Source organism: Corynebacterium halotolerans YIM 70093 = DSM 44683 (genome assembly GCF_000341345.1).
In the GTDB taxonomy this organism is placed as follows: Bacteria; Actinomycetota; Actinomycetes; order Mycobacteriales; family Mycobacteriaceae; genus Corynebacterium; species Corynebacterium halotolerans.
Genome location: NC_020302.1, coordinates 1,024,595 through 1,044,094 on the forward strand (window position 1 = coordinate 1,024,595; position 19,500 = coordinate 1,044,094).

Annotated in this window: 17 protein-coding genes, 1 tRNA gene and 1 pseudogene; 14 read left to right on the forward strand and 5 right to left on the reverse strand. The window is 67.8% G+C overall.

What is annotated here, in order from left to right; genetic code table 11:
- Positions 1 to 62: 62 nt before the first annotated feature.
- Positions 63 to 1,328 carry an MFS transporter gene (locus A605_RS04850; RefSeq protein WP_015400387.1) on the reverse strand — a complete coding sequence of 422 codons (1,266 nt, stop codon included), beginning with the start codon at positions 1,326 to 1,328 and terminating at the stop codon, positions 63 to 65.
- A 337-nt stretch (positions 1,329 to 1,665) separates the two neighbouring features.
- Here A605_RS04850 and A605_RS04860 point away from each other — a divergent pair, with 337 nt between their 5' ends.
- From A605_RS04860 to A605_RS04870, 3 genes are all read left to right on the forward strand, one after another.
- Complete coding sequence (locus A605_RS04860) at positions 1,666 to 2,313, forward strand: TetR/AcrR family transcriptional regulator (protein WP_034990679.1); 648 nt, start codon at positions 1,666 to 1,668, stop codon at positions 2,311 to 2,313.
- 48 nt (positions 2,314 to 2,361) lie between these two features.
- The gene (gene mfd, locus A605_RS04865) at positions 2,362 to 6,006 is read left to right on the forward strand and encodes a transcription-repair coupling factor (protein WP_027004315.1); all 3,645 of its coding nucleotides are present in this window, start codon (positions 2,362 to 2,364) and stop codon (positions 6,004 to 6,006) included.
- Positions 6,007 to 6,195: 189 nt separating this feature from the next.
- A complete protein-coding gene (locus A605_RS04870; RefSeq protein WP_015400390.1) occupies positions 6,196 to 6,627 on the forward strand; it encodes an OsmC family protein in 432 nt (143 codons plus the stop codon).
- Between the two features lie 172 nt (positions 6,628 to 6,799).
- On the opposite strand, the gene nadA is transcribed toward A605_RS04870, so the two are convergent.
- Positions 6,800 to 7,843, reverse strand: a complete 1,044-nt coding sequence (gene nadA / locus A605_RS04875) for a quinolinate synthase NadA (protein WP_015400391.1) — start codon at positions 7,841 to 7,843, stop codon at positions 6,800 to 6,802.
- 58 nt (positions 7,844 to 7,901) lie between these two features.
- Positions 7,902 to 9,407 (reverse strand): amino acid permease, encoded by a 1,506-nt coding sequence (locus A605_RS04880; protein WP_027004317.1) that lies wholly within the window; start codon positions 9,405 to 9,407, stop codon positions 7,902 to 7,904.
- 80 nt (positions 9,408 to 9,487) lie between these two features.
- On the opposite strand from A605_RS04880, the gene A605_RS04885 reads away from it, so the two are divergent.
- Positions 9,488 to 10,135 (forward strand): MazG nucleotide pyrophosphohydrolase domain-containing protein, encoded by a 648-nt coding sequence (locus tag A605_RS04885; protein ID WP_015400393.1) that lies wholly within the window; start codon positions 9,488 to 9,490, stop codon positions 10,133 to 10,135.
- Positions 10,136 to 10,315: 180 nt separating this feature from the next.
- Here the strand turns inward: A605_RS04885 and A605_RS04890 are convergent, their stop codons facing one another.
- Positions 10,316 to 10,717, reverse strand: coding sequence for a hypothetical protein (locus tag A605_RS04890; protein WP_015400394.1), 402 nt, complete (start codon positions 10,715 to 10,717; stop codon positions 10,316 to 10,318).
- Positions 10,718 to 10,935: 218 nt separating this feature from the next.
- Here A605_RS04890 and A605_RS04895 point away from each other — a divergent pair, with 218 nt between their 5' ends.
- From A605_RS04895 to A605_RS04920, 7 genes are all read left to right on the forward strand, one after another.
- Positions 10,936 to 11,724 carry a lytic transglycosylase domain-containing protein gene (locus tag A605_RS04895; RefSeq protein WP_027004318.1) on the forward strand — a complete coding sequence of 263 codons (789 nt, stop codon included), beginning with the start codon at positions 10,936 to 10,938 and terminating at the stop codon, positions 11,722 to 11,724.
- A gap of 486 nt (positions 11,725 to 12,210) precedes the next feature.
- The gene (locus A605_RS15260) at positions 12,211 to 12,390 is read left to right on the forward strand and encodes a hypothetical protein (RefSeq protein ID WP_149029383.1); all 180 of its coding nucleotides are present in this window, start codon (positions 12,211 to 12,213) and stop codon (positions 12,388 to 12,390) included.
- A 332-nt stretch (positions 12,391 to 12,722) separates the two neighbouring features.
- Complete coding sequence (eno, locus tag A605_RS04900) at positions 12,723 to 14,000, forward strand: phosphopyruvate hydratase (RefSeq protein WP_015400396.1); 1,278 nt, start codon at positions 12,723 to 12,725, stop codon at positions 13,998 to 14,000.
- A gap of 167 nt (positions 14,001 to 14,167) precedes the next feature.
- Positions 14,168 to 14,731 (forward strand): septum formation initiator family protein, encoded by a 564-nt coding sequence (locus A605_RS04905; RefSeq protein ID WP_015400397.1) that lies wholly within the window; start codon positions 14,168 to 14,170, stop codon positions 14,729 to 14,731.
- 35 nt (positions 14,732 to 14,766) lie between these two features.
- Entirely contained in the window at positions 14,767 to 15,321 is a 555-nt protein-coding gene (locus tag A605_RS04910) for a DUF501 domain-containing protein (protein WP_015400398.1), read from the forward strand.
- Positions 15,322 to 16,290 carry a Ppx/GppA phosphatase family protein gene (locus A605_RS04915; RefSeq protein WP_015400399.1) on the forward strand — a complete coding sequence of 323 codons (969 nt, stop codon included), beginning with the start codon at positions 15,322 to 15,324 and terminating at the stop codon, positions 16,288 to 16,290.
- A gap of 48 nt (positions 16,291 to 16,338) precedes the next feature.
- A tRNA-Leu gene (locus A605_RS04920) sits at positions 16,339 to 16,415 on the forward strand.
- A 358-nt stretch (positions 16,416 to 16,773) separates the two neighbouring features.
- Here A605_RS04920 and A605_RS04925 read toward each other — a convergent pair.
- Entirely contained in the window at positions 16,774 to 17,124 is a 351-nt protein-coding gene (locus A605_RS04925) for a P-loop NTPase family protein (protein ID WP_015400400.1), read from the reverse strand.
- Between A605_RS04925 and A605_RS15795 the strand changes: the two are divergent.
- The 3 genes and pseudogenes from A605_RS15795 to A605_RS04935 form a co-directional block, all read left to right on the forward strand.
- Positions 17,084 to 17,191 (forward strand): annotated as a pseudogene (locus A605_RS15795) (IS5/IS1182 family transposase); the annotation flags it as partial. The gene A605_RS04925 and the pseudogene A605_RS15795 sit on opposite strands and share 41 nt — an antisense overlap.
- Before the next feature lie 501 nt (positions 17,192 to 17,692).
- Complete coding sequence (locus tag A605_RS04930; protein ID WP_015400401.1) at positions 17,693 to 18,037, forward strand: DUF2599 domain-containing protein; 345 nt, start codon at positions 17,693 to 17,695, stop codon at positions 18,035 to 18,037.
- A 419-nt stretch (positions 18,038 to 18,456) separates the two neighbouring features.
- Positions 18,457 to 19,368 carry an NADP-dependent oxidoreductase gene (locus tag A605_RS04935; protein WP_015400402.1) on the forward strand — a complete coding sequence of 304 codons (912 nt, stop codon included), beginning with the start codon at positions 18,457 to 18,459 and terminating at the stop codon, positions 19,366 to 19,368.
- The last annotated feature ends 132 nt before the right edge of the window (positions 19,369 to 19,500 follow it).

Below are 19,500 nucleotides of genomic sequence, written 5' to 3' on the forward strand. Positions count from 1 at the left end.
GCCCGTGGATCGCACAGGCTCGCGTACCGGACCAGCATATCGCCGGGACCCCGCGCACGCGCTCATTCGTCCCCGCCGGAGACGTCGCGCAGCCGACGGGCGGTGACCACACCGACGAGACCGATCGCCGCCAGGAACAGCAGGGCGGCCTGCGGGCCGGCCATGGCCACCACGCCGGAGACGGCGCCGACGAGCAGCAGAATCACGCCCATCAGGGTGTTCGCCGCGCCGACGTAGCGGGTGCGCTGATCACCCTCGGCCATGTCGACCACATAGGTCTTGCGGGCGACACGCACGGCCGTGTGCGCCAGGTTGACCACGAAGAAACCGAGCGGGAAGACCCAGGCGTTGACCGCCTGCGGGGCCCACTGCGCGCACGCGACCAGGACGAGGAGAATCAGCGAGCCGACCAGGGCGCCGTGGGACATGACGTTCTTCGACGACGTGTCCGACCAGATGCCCGAGATGCGCCCGCCCACGAAGGCGGCCAGACCGGAGGCGATGAGGAAGGCCCCCAGGCCGGTCAGGTCGTGGCCGATCTGTTGACTGAGGGTGACGATGAACGCCGTCGACAGGGCCGTGACCAGCAGCAGTGAACGCACGATGACGAAGCGCCGGAAGTCGCGGTCCCCGGTGAACAGCTCCCAGGTGTCGGCCCACCAGCCCCGGTGGAGCCCCTGCGGCTCCTCCTCCGAGACGGGCTCGTCGATGGTGTGGAACACCAGCGCGGCGACGGCCCAGGCGGCCGCGCCGGCGAAGATGAGGGCGGCGAGGACCCAGCGCGGGATCTCCGGCCCCGCCAGACCCAGGGCTCCACCGACGATGATCGCCACCGCGCCGCCGAGGGCCGTGGCCCGGCCGGTGATGCGCCCGCGCCTGCCCTTGGAGATGGTCCGGCCCTGCACGTCCTTCGACGCGATCGAGCACAGCGAGCGGAACAGGGCGAGTGCCGCGAGGAACACGACGACCGCGGCGCCCAGCGCGGCGCCCTCCAGCAGCAGGGCGGACAGGGCGATCAGGGCGGCGGCGACCGCCTGACCGACCGACCCGAGGACCCAGATCCGTTTCCGGCTGCGCTGCGTGGTCACCCACGGCGTGAAGGCCGCCTGGGGGAGCATGGAGCCCGATTCGCGGACGGGGACAAGCAGCGCGACGAAGAATCCGGGCGCGCCGGCCGCGTGCAGGATCCACGGCAGCACCGTCTTGGCGGCCACGATCTGGTCGCCCACGCCCTGCAGGCCGTTCGACCAGATGAATCTCCGGGCGTTGTATTCCTCGTGTTCCTCGGTGTCCCCGTTCTTCCCGGCGGTGGGGTCCTGGTTGCTCATTGGAGTGTCTCGGCCTTCCTGTCGGGATCCGTCGGCCAGAGTGGACGACGGCGATCGGTGGTGATCGTAGTACCGCCCCGCGACACTCATGGTCGACGCGAGGTGGCGTCGATAAGCGCCCGGGATCGCCCCTTCCGGGGCACCGAAAAGCCCGCAGAGACATCCATCTCCGCGGGCGGTGCCGTGGTGCTTCCCCACCAGGACTCGAACCTGGAATGACGGTACCAAAAACCGTAGTGTTGCCATTACACCATGGGGAACCGCGCCGTGTGCGCAGCAATAGAGTACCTGACCGTCGGGTGGGAGCAATAACCCGCGCCGGGATAGGGTGGTATCCATGGTTCGACAGCGGATGACCGGCAAGGAACGCCGGGAACAGCTCATTTCGATCGGGCGAGCGGTTTTCGCCGAGCGGGGCTTTGAGGGCACCAGCGTGGAGGAGATCGCCCAGCGGGCGGGAGTCTCCAAGCCGGTGGTCTACGAGCACTTCGGGGGCAAGGAGGGGCTCTACGCCGTCGTTGTCGACCGCGAGATGCTCCACCTGGAGCGGGTGATCACCGAGTCGCTGGAGAAGGGACGTTCGCGGGTCCGCATCGAACAGGCCGTGATCGCCCTGCTGACCTACGTGGAGGAGGAGACCGACGGCTTCCTCATCCTCGTCCGCGATTCCGTGCCCGGCCAGGACCGCAGCTACTCCACGTTGCTCAACACGGCCGTCGGGCAGGTCTCCCACATCCTGGCCAACTCCTTCACCCGCCACGGGCTCAACCCGGACGCCGCCATCCTCTACGGCCAGGCACTCGTCGGCATGGTGTCCATGACCGCGCAGTGGTGGCTCGACGAACGCACCCCGGCGAAGGAGATCGTCGCCGCGCACATCGTCAACCTGTGCTGGAACGGGCTGGCCGGGATGGAGGCGGATCCGTCGCTGTCACCGGAAGTCACCGTGGCCCCCACCCCGACGACCGCAGTGGGGGAGGAGTAGATGGCCACCGCACAGAAGAACCGGAACGCCCCGAAGAAGGAGCCGGCGATGCTCGCGGGCCTGCTCAAGGTCGCCGCGACGGACCCGAAGATCAAGGGACTCATCTCCCACGTCGGGGAGCGGAACCTGCACCTGACCGGCATCGACCAGGCGCGTCCCTGGGCGGTCGGCGCGCTCGCGCACCACGCCCCGGTGCTGGTGGTCACCGCCACCGGGCGCGAGGCCGAGGATCTGACCGCCGAGCTCAGGGCGATGATGGGGGACAGGGTCGCCCTCTTCCCGTCCTGGGAGACCCTCCCGCACGAGCGTCTGTCCCCGGGCGTGGACATCATCGGCCACCGGGCGCGGGTCCTCGACCACCTGGCTGACCTGCGCGTCGTGGTCACCGCCGCCCGCGGATTCTGTCAGCCGCTGCTCGAGACCGTGGAGGGCCGCGAGCCGATCAGGTTGGCCGAGGAGACCGAACACGACTTCTCGGCGCTGACCGAACAGCTGGTCTTCCGCGCCTACAACCACGTGGACATGGTGGCCAAGCGCGGCGAGTTCGCTACCCGCGGCGGTATCCTGGACGTCTTCCCGACGACCCTGGACTACCCCGTGCGCATCGAGTTCTGGGGCGACGAGATCTCCGAGATCCGCCAGTTCTCCGTCGCCGACCAGCGCACCATCCCCGAGATCGAGGTCGGCGAGGTGGAGATCTACCCGGCCCGCGAACTGCCGGTCACCGACGCCATCGCCCAGCGCGCCTCCGAGCTGGCGGTCCGGCACCCGGGCAACCCGACCCTGGTGGAGCTGCTGAGCAAGCTCAGCGACCGCATCCCCGCCGACGGCATGGAGGCGCTGATCCCCGCGCTCGTCGACACGCCCATGGTCACCCTGCCCGAGTTCATGCCCGATGGCACGCACGTGGTGCTCATGGCACCGGAGAAGATCCGCACCCGCATCAACGATCTGGAGACCACCGACGCCGAATTCCTCGCCGCCGGCTGGGAGGCCGCCGCGATGGGCGCCGACGGCCCCCTGGCCGCCGAGGGGCTGGATCTCACCGCGTCGTCCTACCGCTCCTACGATTCCCTCGAGGTCACCGTCCGCAACACAGGTCTGCCCTGGTGGACCTTCGCCCCGCCGGGCATGTACCTCGCCGACGAGGCCGACACCCTGCCGCTGGAGCTCGAGCCCGGCCCCCGCCCGCGCGGCGACCTCGAGGCCATCAACGAGATGATGGCGCAGCTGCTGGCCCACACCATGGCCGGCGGACGCGCCGCGTTCATCGCCCCGGCCGAGGGCGCGATCAAGCGCATGGTCGACCGCTTCAAGGAGAAGGGCATCCCCGCGCGCGTGGCGACGCCCGGTTGGGAACCGAGCCCCGGCGAGGTCACCCTCTACCGGGCGCTCAGCCACGCCGGCCTGGTGTTCCCGAAGGTACGCAAGCCCCGCGACGCGGATGCACTGCCGCTGGTCGTGGTCACCGAGACGGATCTGACCGGCAACCGGGTCGGTGACATCGCCGGCGCCAAGCGCCGCCCCGCCAAGCGCCGCAACCGCGTCGACCCGCTGGCGCTGAAGACCGGCGACTTCGTCGTCCACGAGACCCACGGCATCGGCCGCTTCCTCAAGATGGCCGAGCGCACCATCAACTCCGGCGACGAGACCTCGCGCCGCGAGTACATCGTCCTCGAGTACGCGCCGTCCAAGCGCGGGCAGCCCGCCGACCAGCTGTGGGTGCCCATGGAGTCGCTCGACCTGCTGAGCAAGTACTCCGGTGGCGAGCAGCCGAGCCTGTCCAAGATGGGCGGTTCCGACTGGAAGAACACGAAGAAGAAGGCCCGGGCCGCGGTCCGGGAGATCGCCGGCGAGCTGGTCCAGCTCTACGCCAAGCGTCAGTCCGCGCCGGGGCACGCCTTCGCCCCCGATTCGCCCTGGCAGACGGAGATGGAGGACAACTTCCCCTTCGTCGAGACCGAGGACCAGATGATGGCCATCGACGCGGTCAAGGAGGACATGGAGAAGGACATCCCCATGGACCGCGTCATCGTCGGCGACGTCGGCTACGGCAAGACCGAGGTGGCGGTGCGCGCCGCCTTCAAGGCCGTGCAGGACGGCCGCCAGGTCGCGGTGCTCGTGCCCACCACGCTGCTGGCCCAGCAGCACCAAAACACCTTCGAGGAGCGCATGGCCGGTTTCCCGGTGACCATCCGCGGGCTGTCGCGCTTCACCTCCGCGAAGGAGTCCAAGGAGATCCTCAAGGGCCTGGCCGACGGCGACATCGACGTCGTCATCGGCACCCACCGCCTGCTGCAGACCGGTGTGCACTGGAAGAACCTCGGCCTGATCATCGTGGACGAGGAGCAGCGCTTCGGTGTGGAACACAAGGAGCACATCAAGGCCCTGCGCACCCACGTCGACGTGCTGACGATGTCCGCCACGCCGATCCCGCGCACCCTCGAGATGTCCATGGCCGGCATCCGCGAGATGTCGACGATCCTCACCCCGCCTGAGGACCGTCACCCGGTCCTGACCTACGTCGGCGCACAGGAGGACAAGCAGGTCGCCGCGGCGATCCGCCGCGAGCTGCTGCGCGACGGCCAGGTCTTCTACATCCACAACAAGGTCTCCGACATCGAGAAGAAGGCCCGCGAACTGCGGGAGCTGGTGCCGGAGGCACGCATCGTCATCGCCCACGGGCAGATGAGCGAGGAGCTGCTGGAACAGACCGTCCAGGGCTTCTGGGACCGGGAGTACGACGTACTGGTGTGCACGACGATCGTCGAGACGGGCCTGGACATCGCCAACGCCAACACCCTGATCGTGGAGAACGCCCACCACATGGGTCTGTCCCAGCTGCACCAGCTGCGCGGGCGCGTGGGGCGCTCCCGCGAGCGCGGCTACGCGTACTTCCTCTACCCGAAGGGCGCGACCCTGACGGAGACCTCCTACGACCGCCTGGCGACGATCGCGCAGAACAACGACCTGGGCGCCGGCATGGCCGTGGCGATGAAGGATCTGGAGATGCGCGGCGCCGGCAACGTCCTCGGCGCCGAGCAGTCCGGCCACATCGCGGGCGTCGGCTTCGACCTCTACGTCCGCCTGGTCGGAGAGGCCGTGGAGACCTTCCGGGCGCTGGCCCAGGGCAAGCCGATCGACGCCACGGAGGACACCGGCCCGAAGGAGATCCGCATCGACCTGCCCGTCGACGCGCACATCCCCGAGTCCTACATCAACTCCGAGCGCCTGCGCCTGGAGGTCTACCGCAAGCTGGCGGCCAGTGCGGACAACCGGGACCTGCAGCTGGTCATCGAGGAGATGGAGGACCGCTACGGCCCCGTGCCGGAGGAGGTCTCCCGGCTGCTGGCCGTGGCCCGCCTGCGACACCAGGCCCGTCGCGCCGGGGTCTCCGACATCATCGTCCAGGGCACCCGCATCAAGGTCCACCCCGTCGACCTGTCGGATTCGAGGCAGGTGCGGCTCAAGCGGCTGTTCCCGGGCTCGAACTACCGCGCGGCGGCCAAGGCGATCCAGCTGTCCTTCCCGAAGGCGGGGCGCAACGTCACCGACCCGAAGCTGCGCGACGTCGAGCTGCTGCAGTGGATGGCCGATTTCCTGTCGAAGATGTTCGACCTGGACGAGATCGACGTCACCGGCGGCAGGAAGCCGGTGGAGAAGAAAAGGAAGGTCTTCTCGGTCAGCGAGTAGACCTTTCAGTCCAGGAGCTGCCCCGGCGGCGAACTCGCCCCCTCGCCGTCGGGTGCGCATGCCTTCGCCCCCGTGGTTGCGAACGGTGTCCCCGGTGCCATCAGCATGGGCGTGCCCACCTGGCCCCTGGGATACTTTTGGCGGCGTCAGTGCCGTCGACGCCGTCAATCCAGAAAGGACGTGGTTTCCGTGGCAGAGGACAAGCCGATCCCGAACGTGACCGCCAAGCGCAGTGGCATCAACACCTATACCGTCCGCAGCGCCGGCGACGCTGAACTACGTATCGGCTCACCGGGTGAGGAAGGGGTTTTCTCTCCGGTGGAACTGCTGCAGGCCGCGATCGCCGGTTGTGCCGCCATGTCCGCCGAGCCGCAGCTGACTAGTCAGCTCGGCAAGGACTTTGCAGCCACCACGACTGTGGAAGCCGTCCAGGACCCGGAAGATAACCGCCTGGACAAGCTCATCACCACGATCAGCACGGATATGGCAGGGCTGGACCCTGAAAAGCGGGACAAGCTCATCTCCCGGTCCGAGAAGTTCATCGAGAAACTGTGCACGGTCAAAAGGACCTTGCAGCACGGTGTCGAGACTGAAACGTCCGTGCGGGACGGGCACAGCTGAGGAGGCGCCTGTGGAGCACGGGCAGGAAGTCGCCCGGCTAGTCGTCCCGGGATCCGCCACGGTCTCACCGACGCTCGGTGGGCCCTGCTGAAACCACCGCTACCTGCGCCTTCCCGGTACGGGCCGGGGTGGGGGTCCACGCCCCGGCCCGGGTGGCACGCAGGCTGGGCCGCTACTCCCCGCTACCCGGATTGCCGATCGCGATCATGCGCTCCAGCGAGGCGCGCGCGGCGTCGGCGGTGTCCGCGGGCACGTCGACCTCGTCGGTGCCCAGTGCCAGGGCACGCAGCAGCGCGGCCGGGGTGATCATCTTCATGTAGGCGCAGGACGCCCGGTCGTTGACGGGCTGGAAGTCGATCTCCGGGGCGGCCTTGCGCAGCTGGTGGAGCATGCCCACCTCGGTGGCCACCAGCACGGAGCCGGATCCGGTGCTCCCGGCGGCGTCGAGCATCTGGCCGGTGGAGAGCATGTGCACCCGCTCCGGGGCGACGATGCCCTCACCGGCGAGGTAGAGCGCGGAGTTGGCGCAGCCGCACTCGGGGTGGATGTAGAGGTCGGCGTCCGGGTTCGCCTCGGCCCGGCGGGCGAGCTCTGGGCCGGAGATACCGGCGTGGACATGGCACTCACCGGCCCAGATGCGCATGTTCTCCCGGCTGGTCTCGCGCCTGACGTGCGCGCCGAGGAACTGGTCGGGGCCGAAGAGCACCTCCCGGTCGGCGGGCAGGGAGGCGACGACGTCGACGGCATTGGAGGAGGTGCAGCACACGTCCGTCAGGGCCTTCACGTCGGCGGTGGTGTTGACGTAGGAGACCACCAGGGCGTCGGGGTGTTCGGCCTTCCACTCGCGCAGCTGCTCCGCGGTCAGGGAATCGGCCAGCGAGCAGCCGGCACGCTCGTCGGGGATGAGCACGGTCTTCTCCGGGGAGAGGATCTTCGCCGACTCGGCCATGAAGTGCACGCCGCAGAAGACGATCACCTCGGCGTCGGTTTCCGCGGCGATGCGGGAGAGCCCGAGGGAGTCGCCGGTGTAGTCGGCGATGTCCTGGATCTCGGGGATCTCGTAATTGTGCGCGAGGATGACGGCGTTGCGCTCGGCCGCCAGGCGGCGGACCTCGGCGGCCCACTCCCCGGTGGCGGCGAGACCGGTCCAGCCACCGGGGCTGTCGGTCACCTGGTCGAGCAGCGGGGACGAAAGCGGCGTCAGGGTCTGGGGCACAGGGGATTCTCCTCAGTCATTCATCAGATTGGACCCAGTATCGCAGACCAAAGCAAAATCACAGAGTCAGTGCCCCGGTGGCCAACCCCCATACGGCGTAGGCCGCGGCCGCGAGCACCACCGCGACCACGCACCACTCGAAGGAGTTGAACGCCCGTTCCCGCGCCCGCCGACGCGTCCACACATACGGAATCAGACCAGGGGCGACGGCCAGGGCACCGAAGAGCACGTAGGTCAGGTCCGCGGCGTAGAACAGCCACAGGGAGTAGACCAGCGCCAGCAGCCCGACGAACAGGTGGCGCCGGTTGTCCGCCCGTCCCACGGACGGCCCCGAGTCGTTGAACCGGGTGCCCGCATGCGGGTGGGTCACCCCGCGCCCACGGGTGGCCAGCAGTACGAGGTACAACGCGGAGAACAGGTAGGGCACCAGGTACAGAACGGTGGCCAGCTGCACCATGGACACGTAGGCGGTCTCGTTGAGGAAGAAGATGACCACCGTCAGCTGGATCACCGCGGTGGAGACCAGCTGAGCCGCCCACGGGGCACCGGCCCGGTTCACGGCACCCAGGCGACGCGGCAGCAGGCCGTCCCAGGCCATCAGCGCGATCGGCTCGGCGCACAGCATCTGCCAGGACACGTACGCGCCCAGCACGGACAAACACAGGCCCAGCGAGATCAACGCGGCGCCCCACGGGCCGACGACGGCCTCGAGCACCGAGGCCATCGAGTTATCCGGCAGTATGGCCAGCTCCTCCTGGGTGAGCACGCCGTAGGACAGCGTGGACACCGAGACCAACAGCACGAGCACGGCGAGAAAGCCGACGACGGTGGCCCGGCCGACGTCGTTACGCGAACGGGCCTGCTTGGAGTACACCGACGCGCCCTCGACGCCGATGAACACCCACACGGTGAACAGCATGATGCCCTGCACCTGGTCGAAGACGGAGCCGAGTGAGCCGTCCTGTCCCCAGAAGTCGAGGGTGAACCGGTCCCAGGAGAAGCCGAGGAAGGCCACCAGCAGGATGAAGGCGGCGATCGGCAGCAGCTTGGCGACGGTCGTGGCCGTCGTCATGAACGCCGCCTGCCTGATCCCGCGGGTCAGCGCGAGGAAGATCACCCAGGTCAGCAGGGAGACGGAGAGCGCGGAGATCCACCGGTTCTCCGCGGAGAAGAACGGCACGTAGTGGCCGATCGTGGAGAAGAACAGCGTGGCGTAACCTACCTGCGCGATGACGGAGCCGAGCCAGTACCCCCACGCGGAGGTGAAACCGATGTAGTCGCCCAGACCGGCACGGACATAGGAGTACACGCCCGAATCGAGGTGGGGCCTGCGCACGGCCAGCACCTGGAAGACGAAGGCGACGGACAGCATGCCGACGCCCGCGATCACCCAGCCGATCAGCAGCGCGCCCGGTCCGGCGACGGACGCGACGTTCTGCGGCAGGGAGAAGATTCCGGCACCGACGGTGGAGCCGATGATCAGGGCGATCAGCGTCCTGATGTGGACGCTGTGGGAACGGGGCGAATCCGCGGAGGGGGAGGTGGTCCCGGCGGTCGACGAGATCTCAGTGGGGTCGGACACCAGCTCAACCTACCTTCCGTGCCTTCCCCGGAGGAAACGCAAGTGGGCCTAGGATGTTTGCCATGACTGTGCTGTTGCTCGACGACCGCTGGCCATCGATGATCCCGCTGGAGGCGTACGGCCGGCTCGCCGGCCCGGTGGCCTACACCGACGAGGTGCCGGTGAACGTGCGCTGGAACTTCGGTGACCTCGTGCGCCCCGACGGGCCCGGGGTGCTGGTGAGCACGAATGAGCGCGACCCGCGGGTGGTGGAGCGTGTCGACGCCGGGGACGACGTCATTGCCGCCCCCAGCCGGAAGGACCCGGTCCGTGATGCGTTGCACGCGATGACGCGCGCGCGGTCGATGGGGGAGTGGGAGGCCTCCCAGACGCACGAATCGCTGCTGCCCTACCTGACGGAGGAGACCGGCGAGTTCGCCCAGGCTGTCGGGGAGTGGGGTGAGACCGGGGATGAGGCGCAGCTGTGCCGGGAGCTCGGCGATGTGCTGCTGCAGGTGTTCTTCCACGCCGAACTCGCCTCCCGGCGCGGGGCCTTCGACTTCAGCGACGTGGCGGGCAGCTTCGTCGCGAAGCTGCGTTCGCGGGCGCCGTATCTGTTCGACGGCAGCACCGGCATGGTCTCCGAACAGGAGCAGGAACGCCTGTGGCGCGAGGGCAAGGCACGGGAGCGGCGGATCGAGGAGGCCGGCGGCCGGCACGCGGCTCCCTGAAGTATGCGAAAGGCGCGGTTCCGGGGAGGAACCGCGCCTTCGTGGTTCTGCTGGGCGGGTGCGGGGCTTCCCTTAACCCGATCCCGCCAGGTCGATCCTGGGGCTGAATTCGACCCGCCAGGTCGATCCAGTGCGTGGGATCGACTGAGCGGGATCGACCTTCTGATTCGGGGCGGACGCTCAGAAGCTGGACAGGGCCTGCAGCTCCGGCACGCCCGGCAGGCCGAGGTTCTCGAGGAACTCGGAGCTGGCGGCGAACGGGGACGCCGGGTCCTCGTCGACAATGCCGCACTCGAGGGCACGGTCGGCGATCTGGCCCGCGTAGTAGGCCTGGACGACCACGCTGGGCAGCGGGCCGAGGTCGATCTCGATGTCGCCGAATTCACGGATCTCAGCGGCCAGCTCGTTGCGGGTGGTGTCCTCGTCGACGAAGTCGAGGGTCGTCAGTGCGGTCTCCAAGTGGTCGCAGTTGAGATCGGCGATGAACTCTTCGCCGAGATTCTGCGCGGAGGCGGCCGGGGCGAGGGCGGTGGCGGCGATGACGGTGGCGCCGGCGGTGGCCAGCAGGTTACGGAGCTTCATGAAGTACCTCTCGGGTCAGTGATGGGGTGTCAGAAACGGAAACCAACCTCACCATAGTGACTCAAGTAACGGGAGTGCCTGTTGTGAACGACTAGGGTTAGTTTCCGGGGGTAACCAATTGGAGGGGCGAGCTCACAGCAAATTGCCGGAGAACGCTACGCGAACCGGTCTGCCAGCCGAATCGGTCCCGCAGACTCCGGCCGGTAGTATCGACCGCCATGGGTAATGGCGTTCGACGGGCAGCCGGCTGTGGTTGCGGGGTGGTGCTCGCGGTGATCATGGTCATCGCGGCCGTCGGGTGGCTGCTGTCCTTCCTCGACGTCTCCAGCCCCGTCCGCCAGCTGCAGCCGGTGCCGGACAACGTGCCCCCGGCAGCCGGGGCCGAGGTCCCGTCCATCGACGTCCACGCCGCCGGACGCACCAGCGATAAACTGAGCTTCTGGGCCGAGCCGCTGGCGGAGCAGACCGGCATCCCGGCCCCGGCCCTGCGTGCCTACGGCAATGCCGAACTCATCGCCGCGGACGCCTGGCCGGAGTGCAATCTGCAGTGGAACACCCTCGCCGGCCTCGGCTGGGTGGAGACCCGCCACGGCACCTACTCGGGCAACCTGTTCAACCGCAGCGAGATCAACGCCGAGGGCTACGCCACCCCGCGGATCACCGGTATCCCGCTCGACGGCGGGCCGGGTGTGGCGGAGGTTCGCGACACCGACGGCGGCGTGCTCGACGGCGACACCCAGTTCGACCGCGCCGTGGGGCCGATGCAGTTCATCCCGGAGTCCTGGGAACGCTACGGCCGCGACGCCAATGGCGACGGGACGGCCGATCCCCACCAGATCGACGACGCCGCCCTCGGCTCCGCGCATCTGCTGTGCGCCGGGGGACGCAACCTGGCGACCCCGGAGGGCTGGTCTGAGGCGATCCTCTCCTATAACCAGTCGCGGGAGTACCTGATCAACGTCCGCGACGCCGCCGCCTCCTACGCACTGCGCCAGCCCGCCCGGTAGTCCGCCCGGCAACCGCTGCCACCGATGGGGTAGGGGTAGCTTGTGCTGAACCGTGGTCCGGCGGCGGCTTCCTTCGGTGCCGGAGAGACCGCGCAGCCAGTTCCCCCTGGTTCCGGTGGATTCATGCCGGTTCGAGAGCCTGCTTTGTGGGCAGTGCCGTTGTCCTGGAATTCGATCGGTTCGTTCTCAGCCTCAAACTGGCCAAAGTCCTGCTGAATTTCGGCTTTTTCTCCCTGCATTCAGCTGATTGTTTGATGCTCAACTGGCGCAACGCCCGCCGCGACAAGCGCCATCACTGAGCAGGTGCTGAGTCACGTCTTTGCCTTCTTCAGGCGAATTCGGAGCGTTCCTCCAGAATAGGATGCAATGCCGTGCTGGATGGACGGCCCCCGGCCACAGTAAATAGACACCCGGGAGCTTGAGAGGTTTCTCTGGAAGGCGCAATAGTAATGCGGTGCAACTGGTGGGCACCAAGGAAGGAGCGGAATGAAATTCACGGTGATCGGCATCCTCGTTTCCGTTGTCATAGCTTTCGTGACGCCCTATCTCCTGGCTGATGCGGTGGAAAACTCCACACAAACCACTTCGTTCGTGACAATTGCTTCTCTAGCGGTCTTCGGCCTGGGGGGATACCTCATCGATCGCAGAAATCCTCCACGTGGTTGATCAGGGAAGCCATGTCTGTCAGTGGGCGCCCGTAGTGGTGAAGGAATGCCCGCACAACGCGGGAGAATCCGCCCGAGTCCACTGCTGCCGGCCACCGACCGACCCCAAAAGCAGCCGGCACTGCACCACATGTGCCTTTCATCCCCCTGACCGGTGCCGTTTAGGTCACATTGCCCGTGCCCGCACGACAAGGGTCATTCACGGCGGTTGTTTTTCTGGAAGAATTACCCGCGGGTACGCCCCGGCGCCTTCCCGGACCACGGCCCGGCCGACGGGTGGGGCGCAACTGACACATCACGAATTCACATCACGATGGCAATAGGAGGCCACAAGTGGCTGACATCATTCACGTTTTCGCCCGAGAGATCATGGATTCCCGGGGCAACCCGACCGTCGAAGCCGAGGTCTTCCTCGACGACGGTTCCCACGGTTCCGCCGGGGTCCCCTCCGGTGCCTCCACCGGCGTCCACGAGGCTCACGAGCTGCGTGACGGTGGCGACCGCTACCTGGGCAAGGGCGTGCTGAAGGCCGTCGAGAACGTCAACGAGGAGATCGCCGACGAACTGGCCGGCTTCGAGGCCGACGATCAGCGCCTGATCGACCAGGCCATGCTCACCCTGGACGGCACCGACAACAAATCCCGCCTGGGCGCCAACGCCATCCTCGGTGTGTCCATGGCCGTGGCCCGCGCCGCCGCCGACGCCGCCGGTCTGCCGCTCTACCGCTACATCGGTGGCCCGAACGCCCACACCCTGCCGGTGCCGATGATGAACATCCTCAACGGCGGCGCGCACGCCGACTCCGGCGTCGACGTCCAGGAGTTCATGATCGCCCCGATCGGCGCGGAGTCCTTCTCCGAGGCCCTGCGCCAGGGTGCGGAGGTCTACCACGCGCTGAAGGCGGTCATCAAGGACAAGGGCCTGTCCACCGGCCTGGGTGACGAGGGCGGCTTCGCCCCCTCCGTCGAGTCCACCCGCGCCGCCCTCGACCTGATCGTCGAGGCCATCGGGAAGGCCGGCTACCAGGCCGGCTCGGACATCGCCCTGGCCCTAGACGTCGCCTCCTCCGAGTTCTTCCGTGACGGCAAGTACCACTTCGAGGGCGGCGAGCACACCGCCGAGGAGATGTCCAAGGTCTACGAGGAGCTGGTCAACGAGTACCCGATCGTCTCCATCGAGGACCCGCTGCAGGAGGACGACTGGGACGGCTACGTCGCCCTGACCGCCGCCATCGGTGACAAGGTCCAGCTGGTCGGCGACGACTTCTTCGTCACCAACCCGGCCCGCCTGCAGGAGGGCATCGACAAGAAGGCCGCCAACGCCCTGCTGGTCAAGGTCAACCAGATCGGTACCCTGACCGAGACCTTCGACGCCGTCGAGCTGGCCCACCGCAACGGCTACCGCACCATGATGTCCCACCGCTCCGGCGAGACCGAGGACACCACCATCGCCGACCTCGCCGTCGCACTGAGCTGCGGCCAGATCAAGACCGGCGCCCCGGCCCGCTCCGAGCGCGTGGCCAAGTACAACCAGCTGCTGCGCATCGAGCAGGAGCTGGGCGACGCCGCCGTCTACGCCGGCCGCTCCGCCTTCCCGCGCTTCCGGGGCTAAGTTCCCGCCCGGCGCCTGCCGAGGCCCCGTCGTCCCCGCCTCCCCACGCGTCAGGGGCGGGGAAGGCGGGGCTTTGTCGCGCGGTGTCAGGCGGTCGTCGACAAGTGTGCCGCGGGGCTCGGGTCGTAGCCGGGGCGGGTGCGACTGCCCGCTAAGATCGGGATCCTATGGCACAGCAGGATGAGAAGCCCCGGGAGCGGCCGCGCCGGCGCCGCACGGTTCCGGTGTCCAGTCGGGACGCCGAGGGTGCGGCGCGCAGGAAGCCCCGCCGTCCCAAGGTCCGTCTGGGCACCGCCGAGATCGGCGTGCTCGTGGTCGTGACCATCCTCATCCTCGCGGCCATCGCGGTGCCGCTGCGCAACTACTTCCAGGGCCGTTCCGAGATCGCCCGCCTCAACGAGTCGATCGCGGCGAAGGAGCTCGAGAAGGAACTCCTCCTCGAGGAGATCGAGCGCTACAACGACGAGGCCTTCATCCGCGAGGAGGCGCGCCGCCGCCTGGGACTGATCGAACCGGGCGAGACCGCCTTCCGCATCATCGACCCCGCCATGGAGCAGGACCCGGCCACCACCACCTCCGAGGATGAGGGGGATGAGCCGAAGCCCTGGTACGAGATCCTGTGGGGGTCGATCGCCGAACCGCCGAAACCGGAACCCGAGGACATCGACACCCACATGCCGATCGAGCCGCCGGCGGAAGCCCCGGCCGCGCCGGAAGACGCAGTGCAGTAGCGCGTCATGCCCACGCTCATGAGACAATGACGCCCATGAGTGTCACTGAAACAGAGCTGGCCGTCGTCGCCGAGCAGTTGGGCCGGGAGCCACGCGGAGTTCTCGAGATCTCCTACTACTCGCCGGACGGCGTGCCGGGTGTGGTCAAGACAGCCCCGAAGCTGCCGGACGGCACCCCGTTTCCCACCCTCTACTACCTCACCGACCCGCGCCTGACCGCCGAGGCCTCCCGCCTCGAGGTCGCGCACGTCATGAAGTGGATGGAGGCCCGGCTGGCCGAGGACGCCGAGCTGGCCGCCGACTACCGCGCCGCCCACGAGCACTACCTGGCCGAGCGCAACGCCATCGAGGATCTGGGCACCGACTTCTCCGGCGGCGGCATGCCCGACCGGGTGAAGTGCCTGCACGTGCTCATCGCCTACGCCCTGTCTGAGGGGCCGGAGCGCTTCCGGCTCGGCACGGAGTCCGTCGCCCTGGCCGCCGAGCACGGCAAGCTGCGCGGAACCGCCATCCCGGAGGACTGGCCGACCGTCGAGGAACTCGGCATCGACCCGGGGCAGTTCGACTTCAGCAACGCGGGGGTGAACTAGGTGACCCGGGTAGCAGCCGTCGACTGCGGCACCAACTCCATCCGCCTGCTCGTCTGTGACGTCGAGGGCCCGCGGATGACCGAGATCCACCGCACCATGGAGATCGTCCGCCTGGGCAAGGGCGTCGACGCCACCGGGGAACTCGACCCCGCGGCCATCGAGCGCACCCGCGTCGCACTCGAGCGCTTCGTCGGGATCATGGAGTTCGAACAGGTCAAGGCCGTGCGGATGGTGGCCACCTCCGCCACCCGCGACGCATCCAACCGCGAGGACTTCTTCGCCATGACCGGCGAGCTGCTCGGCCGCATCAGCCCCGGCGCCCGCGCCGAGGTCATCACCGGCGAGGAGGAGGCGCTGCTGTCCTTCCGCGGCGCGATCACCGACATAGACCCGGACCGCGGCCCCTTCTGCGTCATCGATCTCGGCGGTGGCTCCACCGAGTTCGTCGTCGGCAACGCCGACGGTGAGCTGCTGGGCACCCACTCCGCCCAGATGGGCTGCGTGCGTCTGACCGAGCGCATCATGCGCTCTGACCCGCCGACGGAGACCGAGGTGGAGATCGCGCGCGAGTACGTCGCCGAGCGTGTCGCGGACGTCGAGAAGATCGTGCCGGTGGGCAAGGCCGCCACCTTCGTCGGCTGCGCCGGCACCTTCACCACGCTCTCGGCGCTGGCGCAGGGGCTGGAGAGCTACGACCCGAACGAGATCCACGGCTCCGAGCTGCGTTTCGACGCCCTGCGGCTGATGACCCGGCACCTCATCGAGACCTCCGCGGACACCCGCGCGCTCAACCCCGTCATCCACCCGGGACGCGCCGACGTCATCGGCGGCGGCAGCGTGATCGTCGACGGCATCATGGAGATGATCGAGCGCAACACCTCCGCGGACACCTTCGTGATCTCGGAGAAGGACATCCTCGACGGCATCGTCGCGGGGCTCGCCGACGAGTTGGAGAAAGGCCGAGTATAAGACAGCGGGAGGAGTCGCCTACACTCTTTCCGTGGGCACAGGCCCGAAGCCCCCATAGCCCAATTGGCAGAGGCAGCCGACTTAAAATCGGCACAGTGTCGGTTCGAGCCCGACTGGGGGTACCACTACCAGCAGGAACGCTGGAAGGGGAGGGGGTTTCCGGCGAAACTCCCCGAAACTCTCCAGACCATAGCCACTGATGCCAGGGCCGGTGGCGCCCGCCCAGTGAGTTCCATGGCTCTTCGAGCCGGTCACTGACGGACATCCCGGGCAATGAACCATATTCGGCCCGGTAAGTGTTGACTGTCCGGCGGGAGAAGAAACCAAGCTCGTTCCACTGTTCTCCAGTGTTGAGGTCCCTGGCTCTTCGACTCTTCCCGCATGAGCGCTCTCGGTGCCCTCCGGGGCAAAGAGAACATTGACCTTGTGCCAATCGACGTAGATCGCGTCTTTTCATCGGGGGTACTGCACCGCAAGGCAAGCTCAACGAGCGGCTGGCTCTTCCCGGTCAAGGGAGCCGGTGGCACTCGGGTGGGCATCCGGTAGCAGGGTGCCGGCGCTGGTCAGGCTGGTCGGGGTGGTCAGGAAGCCGTCCAGGACAGCAGGCCGCAGGTGTCGGATGTCGGCGAGCAGTTCGATACGCCGCGGATCGGTGCGGCCCAGGACGGCCAGCTGGTGGGTCAGGTCGTCGAGCCGGTAGAAGCGGGCGGTGTAGTCGGGTCGGCAGGCGGCGGTGACCAGTGCCTGGGTCAGGTAGAACCTGCCGATGCTGGATTTGCCCAGGCCGCCTCGGATCGAGGAATTTCTGGCCCTGACCAACGCGACCATCGTCATCCGACGTCTCGTCCGACAGGTCTGGACCACCCACCGGTGTATCACCCGACCACACCGACGACCATGACCTCCATCCCCGTGATCTCTCAGGCGCCTCACCAAATACCTGGTTGAGGGCCGCTTTTCTGGTGCCTTCAGTCTGTGTCGGGCCACTTCCCGCGAAATCTTCAGATTAATAAATCCTAAAAAAATCACCGTGAACCTTAAAGTAAGATAAGATTTCCATGCGGCAGCCGTGACGCACACGACTCCGGCGTTCCGGGGTGGCCGCGGTCACGGAATCCCGACAGGGGCCGAGGCTTGAGGTTGCAGCCGGATCGAGAGGGGTCGGAGGTGGTCGACCGGTCACCGGTCCCCACCCTGCTCTCCGCACAGGAACAGGGCATCTTTCCGCCCCCGGGGTCTGTGTCCCCACGACCAACAGGAGACATCCGAGAAGAAGATCAACCCCGACACCGCTACCTCCACCGCCGGGCTCATCCGCTTGTTCACCCACGGCGTTAACCCATTCACCCGAGTTTGCAGAGGGCTGGGAGCACCGACCCAGCCCACTTCGAGAGGAGGCCCTATGCGCTACACCACGTTCGCTGCAGCAGCCGTCGCCGCCGCAGTCACCACCGCCCCCCTGATCGCCCAGGCTGAGGTGATCGACTCCTACACCACGGCCGATAACACCAAGGGTAGGGTCTACCATATCCATCCGACGGACCAGGCCCGCACGACGGGTTCATCCGCGCTCACCGCCAACCCCGGACCGGAGTTGGAGTCGAAGGGCATCCAACCCACCGCCTCCCTCGTCCAGCAGCTCAACTGTCACATGGCTTTTGCCGGAAATAAACCGGTCTGGAACATCGAGAGCTGGCGCCCCGAAGTGAGCGTGTTCTCCCTGATCCTCCACGGGTGCAATCCCTAGCCACACCAGTTCCCGACCGGAATGGGGCACCTTTGGACCGGGATGGAAGTGAAAGTGGACATTTCGGGCCTTGACGAGGAGCGCTCCAGCCCGCAGTCTGCGGGATCTTTCTTCTCGTTGCCGAGATAAAAATGGGTTGGTGAAGGCGAACGCCGCAGCTGTCGCTCGTCCATCCATCCAGGTGCCCAGGTCGGCGGGGAGGCTTGAGCTTGTTGTTCAACCTTCGGGATTACGGTTCGTCGGACTGATCCGCGGCGCCTCGAACCGGGCCGACCGGGATCCGGGCCGGGCTCTCCGCGGCTGAGGCGAATTCGAGGCTCCGACCCAGCCACTGTCGGTCACGGTCGGTGATGCCCGTGCCCGCCGGGGTGGGCGCGAAGCCGACCGGCGGGCACGGGATTCCACCTACCATCGGAGCCATGAAAATCTTCGGCTTCACTGAACACGGCGGCCCCGGGGTCGCCTCAATCATCGACGTCCCCGAGCCCGTCGCCGGCCCCGGCCAGGTGCTCATCGAGATGCTCGCCACCTCCGTCAACCCGGGCGACCTCAACACCCGTGAGGGCGCCAACACCTTCGAGGTGAACTTCCCGATGGCCATGGGGCGGGAGGCCGCCGGCCGCGTGCTCGCCGTCGGCGAGGGCGTCGACCACGTGGCCCCCGGCGACGAGGTCTTCGGCTCGGCGGCCTCCGGGCACGGCGCCTTCGGCGAACAGGTGCTTCTCGACGCCGCGTCCACCACCCCGGTACCGGACGGGCTCGACGTGGTGGATGCGGCCTGCATCCCGGTCGCCTACGCCACCGCCTACGACGTGCTCGATCACCTGAACCTGGGCCGGGGGCAGACCCTGGTGGTCATCGGTGCCGGCGGGGGAGTGGGGACCGCGGTCACCTCGCTGGCCCGCGCCCGCGGCGTGGAGGTCGTGGGCGTGGCCTCGGCGGGCAAACGCGACGTCGTCACGCGTCTGGGCGGGACCCACGTCGAGTCCGGCGAGGGGTGGGTCGACCGCGTGCGGGCGGTCGTCGATGAGCCCACCGCACTCTTCGACCTCGTCGGCGGCGACGTCCTCGCCGAGGGCGCGGGGCTGGTCGGGGACCCGGTGAACATCATCAGCGTCGCCGACCCGCAGCAGGCCGGGGAACTCGGCGGCTCCGGTGTCGAGCGCCGCCGCACCCGGGAGATCTACGCGCAGGTCGCCGCACTCCTCGCGGAGGGGAAGGCCGAGGTGACGATCAGCCGCATCCTGCCGCTCGCCGACGCGGCGGAGGCCGTCGCGGCGGTCGAGGACGGGCACGCGGAGGGAAAGGTGGCCGTCACCGCGCGGGAGTGAACTCTTCAGTGGAAGCTCATGGGTTCCCCAGAATTCTCAAGATGAACATCAGGTAAACGTCCAGCTCGGAGGCTTAAAGTCGAGGACACCGGCCCGGGAGAAGGCTCCCGGGCCCCGTTTTTCGGAAGGACC

Coding starts and splice junctions, on each gene's coding strand:
- A605_RS04850 (WP_015400387.1), bottom strand. CDS start 1,328: ATGAGCAACCAGGACCCCACCGCCGGGAAGAACGGGGACACCGAGGAA.
- A605_RS04860 (WP_034990679.1), top strand. CDS start 1,666: ATGGTTCGACAGCGGATGACCGGCAAGGAACGCCGGGAACAGCTCATT.
- mfd (WP_027004315.1), top strand. CDS start 2,362: ATGCTCGCGGGCCTGCTCAAGGTCGCCGCGACGGACCCGAAGATCAAG.
- A605_RS04885 (WP_015400393.1), top strand. CDS start 9,488: ATGACTGTGCTGTTGCTCGACGACCGCTGGCCATCGATGATCCCGCTG.
- A605_RS04890 (WP_015400394.1), bottom strand. CDS start 10,717: ATGAAGCTCCGTAACCTGCTGGCCACCGCCGGCGCCACCGTCATCGCC.
- A605_RS04895 (WP_027004318.1), top strand. CDS start 10,936: ATGGGTAATGGCGTTCGACGGGCAGCCGGCTGTGGTTGCGGGGTGGTG.
- A605_RS15260 (WP_149029383.1), top strand. CDS start 12,211: ATGAAATTCACGGTGATCGGCATCCTCGTTTCCGTTGTCATAGCTTTC.
- A605_RS04905 (WP_015400397.1), top strand. CDS start 14,168: ATGGCACAGCAGGATGAGAAGCCCCGGGAGCGGCCGCGCCGGCGCCGC.
- A605_RS04910 (WP_015400398.1), top strand. CDS start 14,767: ATGAGTGTCACTGAAACAGAGCTGGCCGTCGTCGCCGAGCAGTTGGGC.
- A605_RS04925 (WP_015400400.1), bottom strand. CDS start 17,124: ATGACGATGGTCGCGTTGGTCAGGGCCAGAAATTCCTCGATCCGAGGC.
- A605_RS04930 (WP_015400401.1), top strand. CDS start 17,693: ATGCGCTACACCACGTTCGCTGCAGCAGCCGTCGCCGCCGCAGTCACC.
- A605_RS04935 (WP_015400402.1), top strand. CDS start 18,457: ATGAAAATCTTCGGCTTCACTGAACACGGCGGCCCCGGGGTCGCCTCA.